We start from the raw sequence: 14,283 nt of genomic DNA on the forward strand, positions 1-14,283 counted from the left end.
TTGCTTGTCGCTTGAAGCTTGTCGCTTCTTAATCGGAGATTAAGTCTATGGCGTTAGCCAAACGCATCATCCCTTGCCTGGACGTGGACAACGGCCGGGTGGTCAAGGGCGTCAAGTTCGAGAACATTCGCGATGCCGGCGACCCGGTGGAAATTGCCCGTCGCTACGATGAACAGGGTGCCGACGAGATCACTTTCCTCGACATCACCGCCAGCGTCGACGGCCGTGACACCACGCTGCATACCGTCGAGCGCATGGCCAGCCAGGTGTTCATCCCGCTGACCGTGGGCGGTGGCGTACGCACCGTGCAGGACATTCGCAACCTGCTCAACGCCGGCGCGGACAAGGTCTCGATCAACACCGCCGCGGTGTTCAACCCGGAGTTTGTCGGTGAGGCCGCGCAGCATTTCGGCTCCCAGTGCATCGTGGTCGCCATCGACGCGAAGAAGGTCTCCGGCCCGGGCGAAACCCCGCGCTGGGAAATCTTCACCCACGGCGGGCGCAAGCCTACCGGCCTTGATGCGGTGCAATGGGCAAAGAAAATGGAAGGCCTGGGTGCCGGTGAGATCCTGCTCACCAGCATGGACCAGGACGGCATGAAGAACGGCTTCGACCTCGGGGTGACCCGGGCCATCAGCGATGCCCTGGGCATTCCGGTGATCGCCTCCGGCGGTGTCGGCAACCTCCAGCATCTGGCCGACGGCATCATTGAAGGCCACGCCAGCGCAGTGCTGGCGGCGAGCATTTTCCACTTCGGTGAATACACGGTACCCGAGGCCAAGGCCTACATGGCCCAGCGCGGGATCGTTGTGCGATAGCCACTGGACAGCATGGCGGGCTCACGGCACTCTTGAGCACGCCATGGATTCAGGTAGCCCGTTATGTTCAAGCGTCTTCTTGTGGTTGTCGCCAGCGTCTCGCTCCTTCTTGGCGGCCTAGCCCGCGCTGCTGAAACCGCCGGCACCTCCCTGGTGCTGCTGACGGAAAACTTCCCCCCCTACAACATGGCCAAGAACGGCAAGAACTTCGCCCAGGACGAGAACATCGACGGCATCGCGGTGGACATCGTCCGCGAAATGTTCAAGCGGGCCGAGGTCAACTACAGCCTGACCCTGCGCTTCCCCTGGGAGCGCATCTACAAACTGGCCCTGGAACAGCCGGGCTACGGCGTGTTCGTCATGGCGCGGCTGCCGGACCGGGAAAAGCTCTTCAAGTGGGTCGGCCCCATCGGCCCGGATGACTGGATCATGCTGGCCAAGGCGGGCAGCAAGATCAGCCTCGAATCCCTGGAGCAGGCGCGCCAATACAAGATCGGCGCCTACAAGGGCGATGCCATCGCTGAAACCCTGACTAAGCAGGGCCTGGCGCCCCAGGTGGTGCTGCGTGACCAGGACAATGCGAAGAAGCTGGTATCGGGGCAGATCGACCTGTGGGCCACCGGTGACCCGGCGGGACGCTACCTGGCCAAGCAGGAAGGTGTCAGCGGCCTCAAGACCGTGCTGCGCTTCAACAGTGCCCAGTTGTACCTGGCCCTGAACAAGGACGTGCCCGACGAGGTCGTGGCCAGGCTCCAGGCCGCCCTCGACGCGATGCGCAAGGAAGGACTGGTAGAAGAAATCATGGGGCGCTATCTCTAGAGATCAGCGGCAAGTTGCAAGCGGCAAGCTACAAGTAACAGCCGGTCGGCGGCGCTTTGCTTGCAGCTTGCAGCTTGAGGCTTGAGGCTTGAGGCTTGAGGCTTGCCCTATCTGTACTTGCCGTTCTTGCCGTGAGCCGCTGTGGCCTGGTTGCTGCGCAGGCTGATCATTGACTTGATATCGATCCACTCGATGCCCTGGGCCTTGAGCTTGGGCAGTTCGCGTTCAAGCACTGCCAGGGTCTGCGGGTAGGGATGGCCGATCATCACCGCCGTACCCTGTTTGTGGGCCAGCTTGATCGCGGTCAGCAGTTGCTGGGCAATCGCCGTTTCGGTGCGCTCGTCATCCAGGAACACGTCCCGGGACACACTGGCCAGGCCGATCTTCTGTGCCTCGGCGGCGGCCACGGTCTGCGCGCTGGTGCGGCTGTCGACGAAGAACTTGTGCCGGCGCTGCAACTCACTCATCAGCCAGGCCATGGCCGGACCTTGAGCGGTCATGCGGCTGCCCATGTGGTTGTTGATGCCGCTGGTGTAGGGCACGGCCTGGAAGGCGGCATCCAGGCGTTTGTGCAGCTCTTCGATGGGCAACTCCGGGTGCCAGGCGAAAGGCCCGGTGGCCGGGTCCATGGGCATGTGCAGGATGACGATCTTGCCAGCGCGATGGGCTTCCCGGGCGAACTCGGCGGCGTGGGGGGTGTCGGGCATGATGGCCGTGGTCACCGGGCCGGGCAGGGCCAGTACGCGGCGGTCCCGGGGCAAATTCTGCCCGAGGTCGTCGATGATCAGGCTCAGGTAGGCCTTGGGGGCCGCGGCTGTGGGTTCGGCGGCTTGGCTCGCAAGGGGCAAGAGACACAGCAGGCTGAGCAGCGGGGCCCGGAGTGAGCGGAACAGGGGGGAGCAGCGGGAAATCATCGGGATCGGGATCAGGCCTTTAGGGGGATGGGCGCCCTGGCGGGCGCTTCGCTGGCGAGCCAGCTCCTACACAAGCCGGCTCCTGTAGGAGCCGGCTTGCCGGCAAAGGGTTCAATCATTTGCCGCGGGTGATGCTCAACCCCTTGAGCAGGCTCAGCGCCTGGGCCAGCTGGTAGTCGTCATCCTGGGGCATCGGCTTGGCCTTGCTCGCCGAGCTGCTTGGCTTGTCGGCACCGCCGTTGCCGTTGCCCAGGTGACCCTGGAGGTCGGCTTCCTTGAAGTACTCGCCGTCCTGGGATTCGCTGGTAATCTTGGCGCGGCGCACCTCGATGTCCGGGACGATGCCCTGGGCCTGGATCGAACGGCCGTTGGGGGTGAAGTACAGCGCGGTGGTGATCTTCAGCGCCCGGTCGTTGTTCAGCGGCAGCACGGTCTGTACCGAGCCCTTGCCGAAGCTGGTGGTGCCCATCAGCACCGCGCGTTTCTGATCCTGCAGGGCGCCGGCGACGATTTCCGAAGCCGAGGCGCTGCCACCGTTGATCAGCACCACCATCGGCACGGCCTCGCTTTCGTCCTTGCCGGTGGCAGAGAAGCGCAGCTCGGAGTTGGCGATGCGGCCCTTGGTGTAGACGATCAGGCCCTTGGTGATGAAGTGGTCGACCACTTCCACGGCGGCCTGCAGCACGCCGCCCGGGTTGTTGCGCAGGTCGAGGATGATGCCGTTGAGCTTCTTGCCGTTGTCCTTGCGCAGCTTGGCCAGGGCCTTGGAGACTTCCTCGCCGGTCTTGACCTGGAACTGGGTGATGCGGATGTAGCCGTAGCCCGACTCCAGCAGCTGGCTCTTCACGCTTTTCACCTGGATGGTGGCGCGGGCCAGGGTCACGTCGAACGGCGTGCCGCCGTCGCGCACCAGGGTCAGGGTGATCTTCTGGCCGATCTTGCCGCGCATCTTGTCCACGGCTTCGGTCATGGTCTGGCCGCGGGTCGGCTGGCCGTTGATCTTGACGATCAGGTCGCCGGCCTGGATCCCGGCCTTGGATGCAGGAGTGTCGTCGATCGGCGAGACCACCTTGATGAAGCCGTCTTCGGCGCCAACTTCGATGCCCAGGCCGCCGAACTCGCCGCTGGTGCTTTCCTGCAGCTCGGCAAAGTCCTCAGGGCCCAGGTAGGCCGAGTGCGGATCGAGGTTGCTGAGCATGCCCTTGATGGCGTTCTCCAGCAGGGTCTTGTCGTCCACAGGCTCCACATAGGCGGCCTTGATGCGGTCCATGACTTCGGCAAAGGTGCGCAGTTCTTCCAGCGGCAAAGGTGCCTTGGTGGTCGCGGCGGTGGCTGATTGAGCGGTTTCGGCGGCAAACGCCAGAGGCGCTCCGATCACCAGGGCGATCGTCAGGGCCAGCGAGGTAAGGCGGGACAAATGCAGCATGTCGAACGAACTCCTAATTTAGATGCGACGCTTATCCTTGCGCGTGGCACCACTGTGCCGGGTCGCTGGGGCGGCCCTGCTGACGAATTGCAAAGTACAGCGCAGGAGTGTCCTGTCCGCCACTATTACCCACAGTGGAGATGGACTCTCCGGCCTTGACCACATCACCGGCTTCCTTGAGCAGCGTCTGGTTGTGCCCGTAAAGGCTCAGGTAGCCGTTGCCGTGATCGAGGATCACCAGCAGGCCGGCGCCCCGCAACCAGTCGGCGAACACCACCCGGCCACCGTGCACGGCGTGCACCTGGCTGCCGGCGGCGGCGCTGATCATCACGCCATCCCACTTGGAGCGGGAGTCGTCGCCACGGGTTTCACCAAAGCGTGCCAGCAATCGACCATCAACGGGCCATGGAAGTTTTCCCCGGGACGAAGCAAAAGCGCCGCCAAAGGACGGGCCGCTGCTGGAAACCAGGGCGCCAGGGGTTGATCTGGCCGGCTTGCGCGGTGCATCGCTGGCGTCGGCCTGGGCCTCACGCAAGCGCTTTTTTTCGGCTTCCTGCTGGGCAATCAGCGCTTTTTGACGCGCTTCCTCTGCCTCGCGGGCCTGGCGTGCCAGGGTTTCTTCAATGGTTTTCAGCACCTTGCCCAGGTCGGCCTGGTCCTGCTCGCGGGCCTTGAGCTTGTCGTCCCGGGCCTTCACGTCGTTGTTGAGCTTGGCCAGGGCCAGCTGACGCTCCTTGCGCACCTTGTCGAGTTCTTCACGCTGGGTGTCGAGGCTGCTTTTCTGCACCAGCAACTGGGCCTGCTGCAGGGAAATGTCTTTTTCCACATTGGCCAGTTGGCGCAGGGTCTCGTTGAAGTTCTTCAACTGCTCCAGGCGCGCCTGGCTCAGGTAGTCGTAATAGGTCAGGGTACGGGCGAATTTTTCCGGATTCTGCTGGTTGAGCAGCAGCTTGAGGTATTCCTGGCGGCCGTTCTGGTAGGCGGCGCGGGCCTGGATGGCGATCAGTCGTTGCTGTTCAGTGCGCGCGCTCTGGAGTTTTTTTTTCTCCTCATCGAGTCGCTGCAGCTCGGATTCGCTTTTCTTCAGCTCTTTTTGCAGGGCTTCGACCTGTTTCTCCAGCTTGCCCATCTCGGTCTCGGTGCCGCGCAGTTCTTTCTGCACGCCGGACTTTTCTTCCTGCAGTTTGCCCAGGAGCTTTTTCAGCTCGGCAATGTCCTGACGCGTGGCGTCCAACTGTTGTTGGGTTTGCGCGCGCTCATCGGCGAAAGCCGGTTGGAGCAGGCAGATCAGGGCAAGGGTAATCAGGGCGCGAAGCATAGAGGCGGGCGACACCAGGGAAAGGGACGGTCTAGTATGCCCGCCCATCGCTGCAAAAAAAACGCCTCAAAGCCAACTGCTTTGAGGCGTTCGTCATAAAAAGCCGTTTCCGGGCGGTTATTGGGCCTTTTGCTATCAGGGGGCGGGCGATTGCCGCCCCAGGCGGTGATGGAGTGCGGCCCATTGCTGGAGCGCGCAGTGGCTGAGCGCCGTCGGCCATCAACCCTGAACAGGGGCCGGGTCCGGGGCTGCCGGCGCTTCATTTTGCGCGGCCGCCGGTTGTCCCGGTGCCTGGTCGTCCTGTCGGGTGCGCAGCACCACGATGCCCGGGATGTGCTGCACGTACTCCATGAAAGGTGCGTCCATGACCTGGCGCTGCATTTTCTTGGACGAGGCATTGCGCAGCACCGGGCCTGCGGCGGTCCTGACAAAGAGCCCGGTATGGGTCACGTCCAGGCCCGGAAGGTCGGTGTAGATACCGATGTAGTCGCCGGTCTGCAGGCGGCTGAGCAGTTGCTCGTCGATCGAGGTGCTGGGTATGTAGGTAATCTCGCGTTCGACCAGGGGCAGGCCCGGCAGGTACAGGTTTCCGTTGGCCTGCTGGTTGAGGTGTTTCGTCACGGTCACCGAGTCGCTGCTCAGTTGCGCGGTCAGGTCGTCGGTCAGCGGGTGTCCGGCATGGGCCCAGTCGGTGAAGAAGTGCCGGCGCTTGACGAAGTTCACCTCTGTGTCCTGGTAGCGGGTCTGGATCAGGTTGTGGATGAAGCTGTCCCGGTCGGTGGACTTGCGCACCGCCTCGACGTAGTCCAGGTAGGTGAAGCAATCCAGGCCCCTGAAGTCGACCACCAGTTTTTCGGCCGTGGTTGCCGAACCTTCCAGCCGGCCCGCGGCATAAGGCGTGTGCATGAATTCCCGCGAGATCCGCTCGTTGAGCTGGCCTGTGGGGGCGGAGCCCGCCTGGTGGCGGATCTCAAGCAGCTTGCCCAGTTTCTCGGAGGTGTAGGCATCCATTGCTACTTGGGGCAGCCGGGCCTGGGGTGCAACCGCGTCAGCCTGGGTTTTGGATTCGACGTGACCAGGGTGTGCGCAACCTGCCAGGACGGATGCTAAAAAAATCATGGCGGTCTTGTTCATTCGCTTTCCCTTGTGCGCCAGTGGCTCCAATTGATAATTGTTTGCATTTATAAAGCGATAGCAAAGATTGCGCTACCTGAATTCGCCCATCGGCTGGAGAAATTGCCGGCTGCCCTCGTTTTGCAGGGCGATGGCAGGTTTGGTCGTCGCTGGTTGAATCGTGCTCGGGGCTGGCCTGGCCGCTTTCCAGGCAGGCCCGATGCAAAAACGCCCGATACCAGGTATCGGGCGTTGCCAGGGGGCGCAGGCGTTGGCCTGCCTCAAGCGTCCAGCAGTATCGACTTGCCGGTCATCTCTGCGGGCTGAGCAAGGCCCAGCAGCTTGAGCATGGTCGGCGCCACGTCCGCCAGGACTCCGCCCTCGCGGACCTTCAGCGGACGCTTGCCGACATAGATGAAGGGCACCGGTTCGGTGGTGTGGGCGGTGTGGGCCTGGCCGGTGGACTCGTCGGACATCTGCTCGACGTTGCCGTGGTCGGCGGTGATCAGCGCTTCGCCGCCCACCTTCTCCAGGGCGTCGACAATGCGGCCGACGCACAGGTCCAGGCATTCCACGGCCTTGACCGCCGCGTCGAACACCCCGCTGTGGCCAACCATGTCGCCGTTGGCGTAGTTGACGATGATCACGTCATAGCGCTGGTGCTCGATGGCATCGACGATCTTGTCGGTGACTTCCGGGGCGCTCATTTCCGGCTGCAGGTCGTAGGTGGCGACTTTCGGCGACGGGATCAGGATGCGCTCTTCCCCTGGGAACGGCTCTTCACGGCCGCCGGAGAAGAAGAAGGTGACGTGGGCGTACTTCTCGGTCTCGGCGATGCGCAGCTGGGTCTTGCCGTTTTTCGCCAGGTAGTCGCCCAGCACGTTTTCCAGGCTGCCCGGGGCAAAGGCCGAGGGGGCGGGGATGCTGGCGGCGTACTGGGTGAGCATGACGAAGCCGGCCAGCTTTGGCTGACGCGCACGTTCGAAGTCCTTGAAGTCGTTCTCGACGAAGACCCGGGTCAGTTCGCGGGCACGGTCGGCGCGGAAGTTCATGAACACCACGGCGTCGCCGTCCTCGACCTTGACCGGCTCGCCGATGGTGGTGGCCTTGACGAATTCGTCGCTCTCTTCACGTGCGTAGGCGGCTTGCAGGCCTTCCTGGGCGCTGGCGGCGTTGAACTGGCCCTGGCCGTCGACGATCAGGTTGTAGGCCTGGGCCACGCGGTCCCAGCGGTTGTCGCGGTCCATGGCGAAGTAACGGCCGATCAGGCTGGCGATGCGGCCCTTGCCCAGGGTCTTGAAGGTTTCATCCAGCAGTTCGATGGACGACTGGGCGCTTTTCGGCGGGGTGTCGCGGCCATCGAGGAAGGCATGCAGGTAGATCTTCTCGGCGCCGCGCTTGAAGGCCAGTTCAGCCATGGCGATCAGGTGGTCCTGGTGGCTGTGTACGCCGCCGTCGGACAGCAGGCCGAGGATGTGCACCGCCTTGCCGGCATCCACCGCCTTGTCCACGGCCGCGCAAATGGTCGGGTTCTCGAAGAACTCGCCGTCACGGATGGCCTTGGTCACCCGGGTGAAGTCCTGGTACACCACGCGGCCGGCACCGAGGTTCATGTGGCCGACCTCGGAGTTGCCCATCTGCCCGTCCGGCAGGCCGACGTCCATGCCCGAGCCCGAGATCAGGCCGTTGGGCATGCTGGCGCACAAGCGGTCCAGGACTGGCTTCTTCGCTGCGTAGACGGCGTTGGATTCGTGGCTTTCGCTGTGACCGAAGCCATCCAGAATCATCAGGACCAAAGGTTTAGGCGTGGTAGTCATGGCGTCCACTCGTGGCTGGATAGGAAAGAGTTGAAAAGGAGGTGTTGAAAAAGGGAGTGGCAGTTTAATGCGAAGTTCCGGTGGCGTCACCGCCGGGCGGGGTTTGGCCGACCCTGAGGGCTGTGTATACTGGCCGACATTTTAACGCCCTGGAACCTCCTAGATGGTTGCTCACCTGATTCAATTCGTCACTGAACACTACTTGCTCGCCGGTGCCTTCGCTATCCTGCTGGCCCTGTTGATCGCCCATGAATTGAGCCGCGGCGGCCGCAGCCTCAGCACCCGCGAACTGACCGCGCTGGTCAATGGTGAGCAGGGCGTGGTGATCGACCTGCGTCCGTCCAAGGACTTCGCGGCCGGGCATATCGTCGGCGCGCTGAACATTCCCCAGGACAAGCTGATGTCGCGCATCGGCGAACTGGAGAAGCACAAGGCCAAGACCATCATCCTGGTGGATGCCCAGGGCCAGCACGCTGGCACCCACGCTCGCGAGCTGATGAAGTCCGGCTTCACCGCGGCCAAGCTGTCCGGTGGTATCTCCAGCTGGAAAGCCGACAACCTGCCATTGGTGAAGTAATGTCCAAGGTCATCGTCTACTCCAGTGATTACTGCCCTTACTGCTCGCGGGCTAAGCATCTGCTCGGGAGCAAAGGCGTAGCCTTCGAAGAGATCAAGGTCGATGGCAAGCCCCAGGTGCGCGCCGATATGGCCCAGAAGGCCGGACGCACGTCCGTGCCGCAGATCTGGATCGGTGCCACCCACGTAGGTGGTTGTGATGATTTGTTTGCCCTGGAGCGCGCCGGCAAGCTCGACGCGCTGCTGGCGGCCTGAAACTCCTAACCCTATAGACCTAAAGATCAAGAAGGATCTGAGATGACTGAGCAACAGAACACTGCAGCTGCCGAAGACGAAACCGCACCGCAATTCTCCCTGCAGCGCATCTATGTGCGTGACCTGTCCTTCGAAGCGCCGAAAAGCCCGGCGATCTTCCGTCAGCAGTGGGAGCCAAGCGTCGGCCTGGACCTGAACACCCGTCAGAAGGCTCTGGAAGCCGACTTCCACGAAGTGGTGCTGACCCTGTCCGTGACCGTGAAGAACGGCGACGAAGTGGCCTTCATCGCTGAAGTGCAACAGGCCGGTATCTTCCTGATCAAGAACCTGGACGAGGCTTCCATGAGCCACACCCTGGGTGCCTTCTGCCCGAACATCCTGTTCCCTTACGCTCGCGAAGCCCTGGACAGCCTGGTGACCCGTGGTTCGTTCCCGGCCCTGATGCTGGCTCCGGTGAACTTCGACGCGCTGTACGCCCAGGAACTGCAGCGCATGCAGTCCGCCGGCGAGAACACCGTTCAATAAGAGCGTCGCCCGTGCATGAAAAAAGCGCCTGTAATGGCGCTTTTTTCATGCACGGGCGAAACCTGCAGGAGCGGGCTTGCCCGCGAACGCCAGGCCCTACTTGAACCCCAGTTGCCGCCAGCCTTCATAGACCGCCACGGCCACGGTGTTGGACAGGTTGAGGCTGCGACAGCCTTCGCGCATCGGCAGGCGCAGGCGCTGTTCGCCCGGCAGGGCCTCCAGGACCTCAGCAGGCAGGCCGCGGCTTTCCGGGCCGAACAGGAAGGCGTCGCCTTCCTTGAAGCTGGCGTCGTGGAAGGGCCGCGAGCCCTTGGTGGTGAAGGCGAACAGGCGAGGGTGGCCGAGGCTTTCCAGGCAGCTGGCAAGGTCGGTGTGACGCTGCAGGGTGGCGTATTCGTGGTAGTCGAGGCCGGCGCGGCGCAGGCGCTTGTCGTCCATTTCGAAACCCAGCGGCTCGATCAAATGCAGGTGGCAGCCGCTGTTGGCGCACAGCCTGATAACGTTGCCGGTATTCGGCGGAATTTCTGGTTGAAAGAGGATGACGTGAAACATGCACGGCTCCGAAGAGAAAGACAGGCTGCATTCTACGCCTGAAGCGTACTCGCGGCCGAAGCTAATGCTGCGGGTGTTCGGCTCCCTGGCGATCGCCGGGATGATGGTGGGCCTGATGATCGGTCGCCTGACCCAGCCCGATCCCGTCGAGTTGCAGCAGGTTGAAGTCGCCCCCGATGGCCTGGTGTTGTGGTTCAACCACGAGCCCAAACTTCACGGTGAACATGTCGATGGCGCCGTAGCGTTGCTGATCGATGCCCAGGGGCATCGGCAAAACGGCCAGTTGCAGGTCAATCGGAAGCAGGTGAACTGGCGAATCCGCCTGGCGGACCAGGGCCTGTTGCTGAACCTGGTGGCGGCCCGGCCGTTGCGCGGTGATTGGGGCGGGGATGAGGTCGATGGGCGCTGGCGCCTGACGATCCACCTGCGGGAGGAATAAAGAGGGAATCCCCGGCCTGCCTGTACCGGGTTCCCGAAAGCCTAGCCCTTCGCTGTGGGCGGGATGGGCCGGGTGTTAAAGAGGGAATCCCCAGCCTGCCTGTACTGAGGTTCCCGAAACGCTGGGCTCGTTGCACGGCGCGTGCAGAGCCCGGTGTTAAAGAGGGAATCCCCGGCCTGCCTGTACCGAGGTTCCCGAAAGCGTGGCCCGTCGCTGTGGGCGGGATGGGCCGGGTGTTAAAGAGGGAATCCCCAGCCTGCCTGTACTGAGGTTCCCGAAACGCTGGGCTCGTTGCACGGTGCGTGCTGAGCCCGGTGTTAAAGAGGGAATCCCCGGCCTGCCTGTACCGAGGTTCCCGAAAGCGTGGCCCGTCGCTCTGAGCGGGATGGGCCGGGTGTTAAAGAGGGAATCCCCAGCCTGCCTGTACTGAGGTTCCCGAAACGCTGGGCTCGGCCCACGGTGCGTGCCGAACCCGGTATTAAAGCGGGGAGTCCCCGGCCTGCCTGTACCAAGGTCCCCGAAACTGGGTAGCGAGAGGGTTATTGCAGGGGCCGTGCCAATTTTGCCGGGGGCGGGTTCAACTGCCTGGATAAACAGCACAAAGCCCCGTATTCCGGGGCTTTTGCGTTTTCGAAGGAGGGGTTTTCAGATGTGGAGCCCAGGTTTTGCTTGTGCCCGATTGCGCTGCGTTGCGCCTTCTGGCAGTGCATGCAACCCATCCTGGTGCACGCTGGACCTTGTTGTAGGAGCCGGCTTGCCGGCGAAAGCGCTTGTCAGCGCGTTGCAAGGGGCAAGGGCCTCTTCGCTGGCAAGCCAGCTCCTACGCAGGGGGGAGGGCTTCAGCCTTCTTCTCCCTCATCCTCGTCGCCACCATCGACCTTCATTCCCAGTTCCTTGATCTTGCGGGTCAGGGTATTGCGCCCCCAGCCCAGCAGGACCGCTGCATCGCGCCGGCGACCGGCAGTGTGCTTGAGGGCAGTCTCGATCATGATCCGTTCGAAACTCGGCACGGCGCTGTCCAGAAGGTTCGATTGGCCCCGGGCCAGGGCCTGGTCGGCCCATTGGCGCAACGCCTGTTCCCAGTTGGTCACGGGGGCCGAATCCTGGGGCAGGCTCAGCAGCTCCGGCGGCAGGTCGCTGATGTGCACTTCGCGCCCCGAGGCCATCACGGTGATCCAGCGGCAGGTGTTTTCCAGCTGGCGCACGTTGCCGGGCCACGGCAGGTTCTTCAGGTATTCCTCGGTTTCGTTCTTCAGCAGCTTGGGTTCCACCGCCAGTTCCTGGGCGGCGCGGCTGAGGAAGTGTCGGGCCAGGGTCGGGATGTCTTCGCGACGGTCTGAGAGGCGCGGGATATGGATACGGATCACGTTGAGGCGGTGGAACAGGTCCTCACGGAACTTGCCGGCGTGCACCAGGGTTTCCAGGTTCTGGTGGGTCGCGGCGATGATGCGCACATCGACCTTGACCGGCGTATGCCCGCCGACCCGGTAGAACTCGCCATCGGCCAGGACGCGCAGCAGGCGGGTCTGGGTTTCCGCCGGCATGTCGCCGATCTCGTCGAGGAACAGGGTGCCGCCGTCGGCCTGTTCGAAGCGTCCGCGGCGCAGGTTGGCGGCGCCGGTGAAGGCGCCTTTCTCATGGCCGAACAGCTCGGACTCCATCAGGTCCTTGGGGATCGCCGCCATGTTCAGGGCGATGAACGGCGAGGCCGCCCGCGGGCTGTGGCGGTGCAGGGCGTGGGCCACCAGCTCCTTGCCGGTACCGGACTCGCCGTTGATCAACACCGTGATGTTGGAATGGCTGAGACGACCGATGGCTCGAAACACCTCCTGCATCGCCGGCGCTTCGCCGATGATCTCCGGGGTGCGGGTCAGGGGCGGGGCGACCTCCAGGCCTTGTTGTTCCTGGGCGTGCTGGTTGGCGCGCTTGACCAGGGACACCGCCTCATCGACATCGAACGGCTTGGGCAGGTACTCGAAGGCGCCGCCCTGGTAGGAGGCGACGGCACTGTCCAGGTCGGAGTGGGCGGTCATGATGATCACCGGCAGGCGCGGGTGCTGTTCGCGAATCCGCGCCAGCAGGTCGAGGCCGCTCGCCCCGGGCATGCGAATGTCGGAAATGATCACGTCGGGAGCCTGGCGGGCCAGGCGGCTCATCACCCCGTCGGCACTGTCGAAGCTCTGGGTGGTCATGCCTTCCTGCTGCAGGGCTTTTTCCAGGACCCAGCGGATAGAACGGTCGTCATCGACGATCCACACGGTTTCACTACGGCTCATGTCGATGGGGCTCCTTGTTCCAGTGGCAGAAAGATCGAGAAGGTGGTGTGGCCGGGATGGCTGTCACATTCGATCAGGCCCTGGTGCTGGCTGATGATGTTCTGGGTAATGGCCAGGCCCAGCCCGGTACCGTCCGGACGGCCGCTGACCATGGGGAAGAAGAGCGTGTCCTGCAGCTCGGCGGGTATCCCCGGGCCGTTGTCGATGATCTCGATCTTGGTCACCAGGCGATGGCGCACATGGCCGATGGTGAACTGGCGCATGGTGCGGCTGCGCAGGGTGATGCGCCCCAGGCGCAGTCCATTCTGGCTGCTGATGGCCTGCATCGCGTTGCGCACGATGTTGAGCACCGCCTGGATCATCTGCTCGCGGTCGATCAGTACGTCGGGAATGCTCGGGTCGTAGTCCCGGACCAGGGTGATGCAGCCCTGGCTTTCGGCCTCCACCAGGCTGCTGACCCGCTCCAGCACTTCATGGATGTTGGTCAGCGCCAGGGACGGCAGCTTGTTCGAGCCGAGCATGCGATCCACCAGATTGCGCAGGCGGTCGGCCTCTTCGATGATGACGTTGGTGTAGTCCTTGAGGCTTTCCTCGGGCAGTTCCCGGGCCAGCAGTTGCGCGGCGCCGCGAATCCCGCCCAGGGGATTCTTGATCTCGTGGGCCAGGCCGCGCACCAGCATCTTGCTGGTTTCCTGCTTGGACAGCTGGGCCTCCTCCTTGGTGATCCGCAGCAGGCGGTCTCGGGGGTGCACTTCCAACAGCAGCAAGGTGGCGCCATTGCTGAGGATTGGCGTCACCGCATAGTCGACGGTCAGGGTCTGGCCGGTCAGGGCGGTGAGCATCGCCTCGCGCTTGGTGAAGGGGTGCGCCTGTTCCACGGCCTGGCGCAGGGAGCTCAGGGCTTCGGCCGATTCGGTGAACAGTTCGCTGATGAATTGCCCATGGCTGCGTTGGCCACTGATGGCCAGGAGCATTTCCGCCGCCGGGTTCATGTACTCAAGGCGCAGGTCGGCGTTGAGCAGGATGGTGGCGGTGGTCAGGTTGTCCAGAAGCAGACGGTGCAGTGGATCGCTGATGGTCATGGGTAGACGTTGACCTCTTTTGAAGCAAGACGATTCAGGGCCGGCCCCGAAATGCGCGCACGGGTTAAGCGCTGATGTGGAGAAAATGCAAAAACCAAACCAAGGCTCCGAAAAGAAGCGTTCGAGCCTTGAAACAGGCGTTTCAAGCCCAATTGCGTGGCGCTTTGCCAGCTCTGGAGGGTATTTTCGAACCAAAATGGGCTGGCAATGGTTCCGGGGTGCATGGTGTTGCACCAATATAGTGCATGATTCCCCAAGGTGCTCGCCGGGTGCGCAGCAGCAGCGGAATCAACGCCCGTTTTTCAGCGGTGGCTGACGGGGAGCGGGTTTAGAGTGTTCGGACTCGATGTTTC

15 protein-coding genes are annotated in these 14,283 nt (G+C 63.1%); 6 read left to right on the forward strand and 9 right to left on the reverse strand.

Going from position 1 to position 14,283, the window contains the following annotated elements:
• The first annotated feature begins 47 nt into the window (after positions 1 to 47).
• Both hisF and ACZ5BO_RS03080 read left to right on the forward strand, forming a co-directional pair.
• Complete coding sequence (gene hisF / locus ACZ5BO_RS03075; protein ID WP_025128388.1) at positions 48 to 818, forward strand: imidazole glycerol phosphate synthase subunit HisF; 771 nt, start codon at positions 48 to 50, stop codon at positions 816 to 818.
• A 63-nt stretch (positions 819 to 881) separates the two neighbouring features.
• Entirely contained in the window at positions 882 to 1,637 is a 756-nt protein-coding gene (locus tag ACZ5BO_RS03080) for a substrate-binding periplasmic protein (RefSeq protein WP_025128387.1), read from the forward strand.
• 107 nt (positions 1,638 to 1,744) lie between these two features.
• On the opposite strand, the gene ACZ5BO_RS03085 is transcribed toward ACZ5BO_RS03080, so the two are convergent.
• The 5 genes from ACZ5BO_RS03085 to gpmI form a co-directional block, all read right to left on the reverse strand.
• On the reverse strand, positions 1,745 to 2,551 hold the full coding sequence (locus ACZ5BO_RS03085) for a divergent polysaccharide deacetylase family protein (protein WP_464698196.1): 807 nt from the start codon (positions 2,549 to 2,551) through the stop codon (positions 1,745 to 1,747).
• Between the two features lie 115 nt (positions 2,552 to 2,666).
• Complete coding sequence (locus ACZ5BO_RS03090; RefSeq protein WP_025128385.1) at positions 2,667 to 3,977, reverse strand: S41 family peptidase; 1,311 nt, start codon at positions 3,975 to 3,977, stop codon at positions 2,667 to 2,669.
• Between the two features lie 31 nt (positions 3,978 to 4,008).
• Positions 4,009 to 5,295, reverse strand: coding sequence for a murein hydrolase activator EnvC family protein (locus ACZ5BO_RS03095; RefSeq protein ID WP_025128384.1), 1,287 nt, complete (start codon positions 5,293 to 5,295; stop codon positions 4,009 to 4,011).
• Between the two features lie 219 nt (positions 5,296 to 5,514).
• Positions 5,515 to 6,429 (reverse strand): DUF1460 domain-containing protein, encoded by a 915-nt coding sequence (locus ACZ5BO_RS03100; protein ID WP_025128383.1) that lies wholly within the window; start codon positions 6,427 to 6,429, stop codon positions 5,515 to 5,517.
• A gap of 260 nt (positions 6,430 to 6,689) precedes the next feature.
• Entirely contained in the window at positions 6,690 to 8,225 is a 1,536-nt protein-coding gene (gene gpmI / locus ACZ5BO_RS03105) for a 2,3-bisphosphoglycerate-independent phosphoglycerate mutase (protein ID WP_464698199.1), read from the reverse strand.
• A gap of 163 nt (positions 8,226 to 8,388) precedes the next feature.
• On the opposite strand from gpmI, the gene ACZ5BO_RS03110 reads away from it, so the two are divergent.
• Genes ACZ5BO_RS03110 through secB form a run of 3 tightly spaced genes read left to right on the forward strand, consistent with a single transcriptional unit; the run spans position 8,389 to position 9,581 of the window.
• The gene (locus ACZ5BO_RS03110; RefSeq protein ID WP_025128381.1) at positions 8,389 to 8,802 is read left to right on the forward strand and encodes a rhodanese-like domain-containing protein; all 414 of its coding nucleotides are present in this window, start codon (positions 8,389 to 8,391) and stop codon (positions 8,800 to 8,802) included.
• Positions 8,802 to 9,056: a glutaredoxin 3 gene (gene grxC / locus ACZ5BO_RS03115; RefSeq protein ID WP_025128380.1), complete on the forward strand. Its 255-nt coding sequence runs from the start codon at positions 8,802 to 8,804 to the stop codon at positions 9,054 to 9,056. Before ACZ5BO_RS03110 ends, grxC begins: the two co-directional genes overlap by 1 nt.
• 42 nt (positions 9,057 to 9,098) lie before the next feature.
• Positions 9,099 to 9,581: a protein-export chaperone SecB gene (secB, locus tag ACZ5BO_RS03120; protein WP_025128379.1), complete on the forward strand. Its 483-nt coding sequence runs from the start codon at positions 9,099 to 9,101 to the stop codon at positions 9,579 to 9,581.
• Between the two features lie 96 nt (positions 9,582 to 9,677).
• Here secB and ACZ5BO_RS03125 read toward each other — a convergent pair whose 3' ends face one another.
• A complete protein-coding gene (locus ACZ5BO_RS03125; protein ID WP_025130229.1) occupies positions 9,678 to 10,133 on the reverse strand; it encodes a tRNA (cytidine(34)-2'-O)-methyltransferase in 456 nt (151 codons plus the stop codon).
• Between ACZ5BO_RS03125 and ACZ5BO_RS03130 the strand changes: the two genes are divergently transcribed.
• Positions 10,132 to 10,572 carry a hypothetical protein gene (locus ACZ5BO_RS03130; RefSeq protein WP_025130230.1) on the forward strand — a complete coding sequence of 147 codons (441 nt, stop codon included), beginning with the start codon at positions 10,132 to 10,134 and terminating at the stop codon, positions 10,570 to 10,572. The genes ACZ5BO_RS03125 and ACZ5BO_RS03130 overlap by 2 nt on opposite strands.
• 839 nt (positions 10,573 to 11,411) lie before the next feature.
• On the opposite strand, the gene ntrC is transcribed toward ACZ5BO_RS03130, so the two are convergent.
• The 3 genes from ntrC to ACZ5BO_RS03145 are packed head-to-tail and all read right to left on the reverse strand — an operon-like array spanning position 11,412 to position 14,154.
• Entirely contained in the window at positions 11,412 to 12,848 is a 1,437-nt protein-coding gene (gene ntrC / locus ACZ5BO_RS03135; RefSeq protein WP_025130231.1) for a nitrogen regulation protein NR(I), read from the reverse strand.
• Positions 12,845 to 13,930 carry a nitrogen regulation protein NR(II) gene (gene glnL, locus ACZ5BO_RS03140; RefSeq protein WP_025130232.1) on the reverse strand — a complete coding sequence of 362 codons (1,086 nt, stop codon included), beginning with the start codon at positions 13,928 to 13,930 and terminating at the stop codon, positions 12,845 to 12,847. Before glnL ends, ntrC begins: the two co-directional genes overlap by 4 nt.
• Complete coding sequence (locus ACZ5BO_RS03145) at positions 13,927 to 14,154, reverse strand: hypothetical protein (protein ID WP_464698203.1); 228 nt, start codon at positions 14,152 to 14,154, stop codon at positions 13,927 to 13,929. Before ACZ5BO_RS03145 ends, glnL begins: the two co-directional genes overlap by 4 nt.
• Positions 14,155 to 14,283: the final 129 nt, after the last annotated feature.

The organism is Pseudomonas sp. FFPRI_1 (assembly GCF_055384485.1).

Coding starts and splice junctions, on each gene's coding strand:
- hisF (WP_025128388.1), top strand. CDS start 48: ATGGCGTTAGCCAAACGCATCATCCCTTGCCTGGACGTGGACAACGGC.
- ACZ5BO_RS03080 (WP_025128387.1), top strand. CDS start 882: ATGTTCAAGCGTCTTCTTGTGGTTGTCGCCAGCGTCTCGCTCCTTCTT.
- ACZ5BO_RS03085 (WP_464698196.1), bottom strand. CDS start 2,551: ATGATTTCCCGCTGCTCCCCCCTGTTCCGCTCACTCCGGGCCCCGCTG.
- ACZ5BO_RS03090 (WP_025128385.1), bottom strand. CDS start 3,977: ATGCTGCATTTGTCCCGCCTTACCTCGCTGGCCCTGACGATCGCCCTG.
- ACZ5BO_RS03095 (WP_025128384.1), bottom strand. CDS start 5,295: ATGCTTCGCGCCCTGATTACCCTTGCCCTGATCTGCCTGCTCCAACCG.
- ACZ5BO_RS03100 (WP_025128383.1), bottom strand. CDS start 6,429: ATGAACAAGACCGCCATGATTTTTTTAGCATCCGTCCTGGCAGGTTGC.
- gpmI (WP_464698199.1), bottom strand. CDS start 8,225: ATGACTACCACGCCTAAACCTTTGGTCCTGATGATTCTGGATGGCTTC.
- ACZ5BO_RS03110 (WP_025128381.1), top strand. CDS start 8,389: ATGGTTGCTCACCTGATTCAATTCGTCACTGAACACTACTTGCTCGCC.
- grxC (WP_025128380.1), top strand. CDS start 8,802: ATGTCCAAGGTCATCGTCTACTCCAGTGATTACTGCCCTTACTGCTCG.
- secB (WP_025128379.1), top strand. CDS start 9,099: ATGACTGAGCAACAGAACACTGCAGCTGCCGAAGACGAAACCGCACCG.
- ACZ5BO_RS03130 (WP_025130230.1), top strand. CDS start 10,132: ATGCACGGCTCCGAAGAGAAAGACAGGCTGCATTCTACGCCTGAAGCG.
- ACZ5BO_RS03125 (WP_025130229.1), bottom strand. CDS start 10,133: ATGTTTCACGTCATCCTCTTTCAACCAGAAATTCCGCCGAATACCGGC.
- ntrC (WP_025130231.1), bottom strand. CDS start 12,848: ATGAGCCGTAGTGAAACCGTGTGGATCGTCGATGACGACCGTTCTATC.
- glnL (WP_025130232.1), bottom strand. CDS start 13,930: ATGACCATCAGCGATCCACTGCACCGTCTGCTTCTGGACAACCTGACC.
- ACZ5BO_RS03145 (WP_464698203.1), bottom strand. CDS start 14,154: ATGCACCCCGGAACCATTGCCAGCCCATTTTGGTTCGAAAATACCCTC.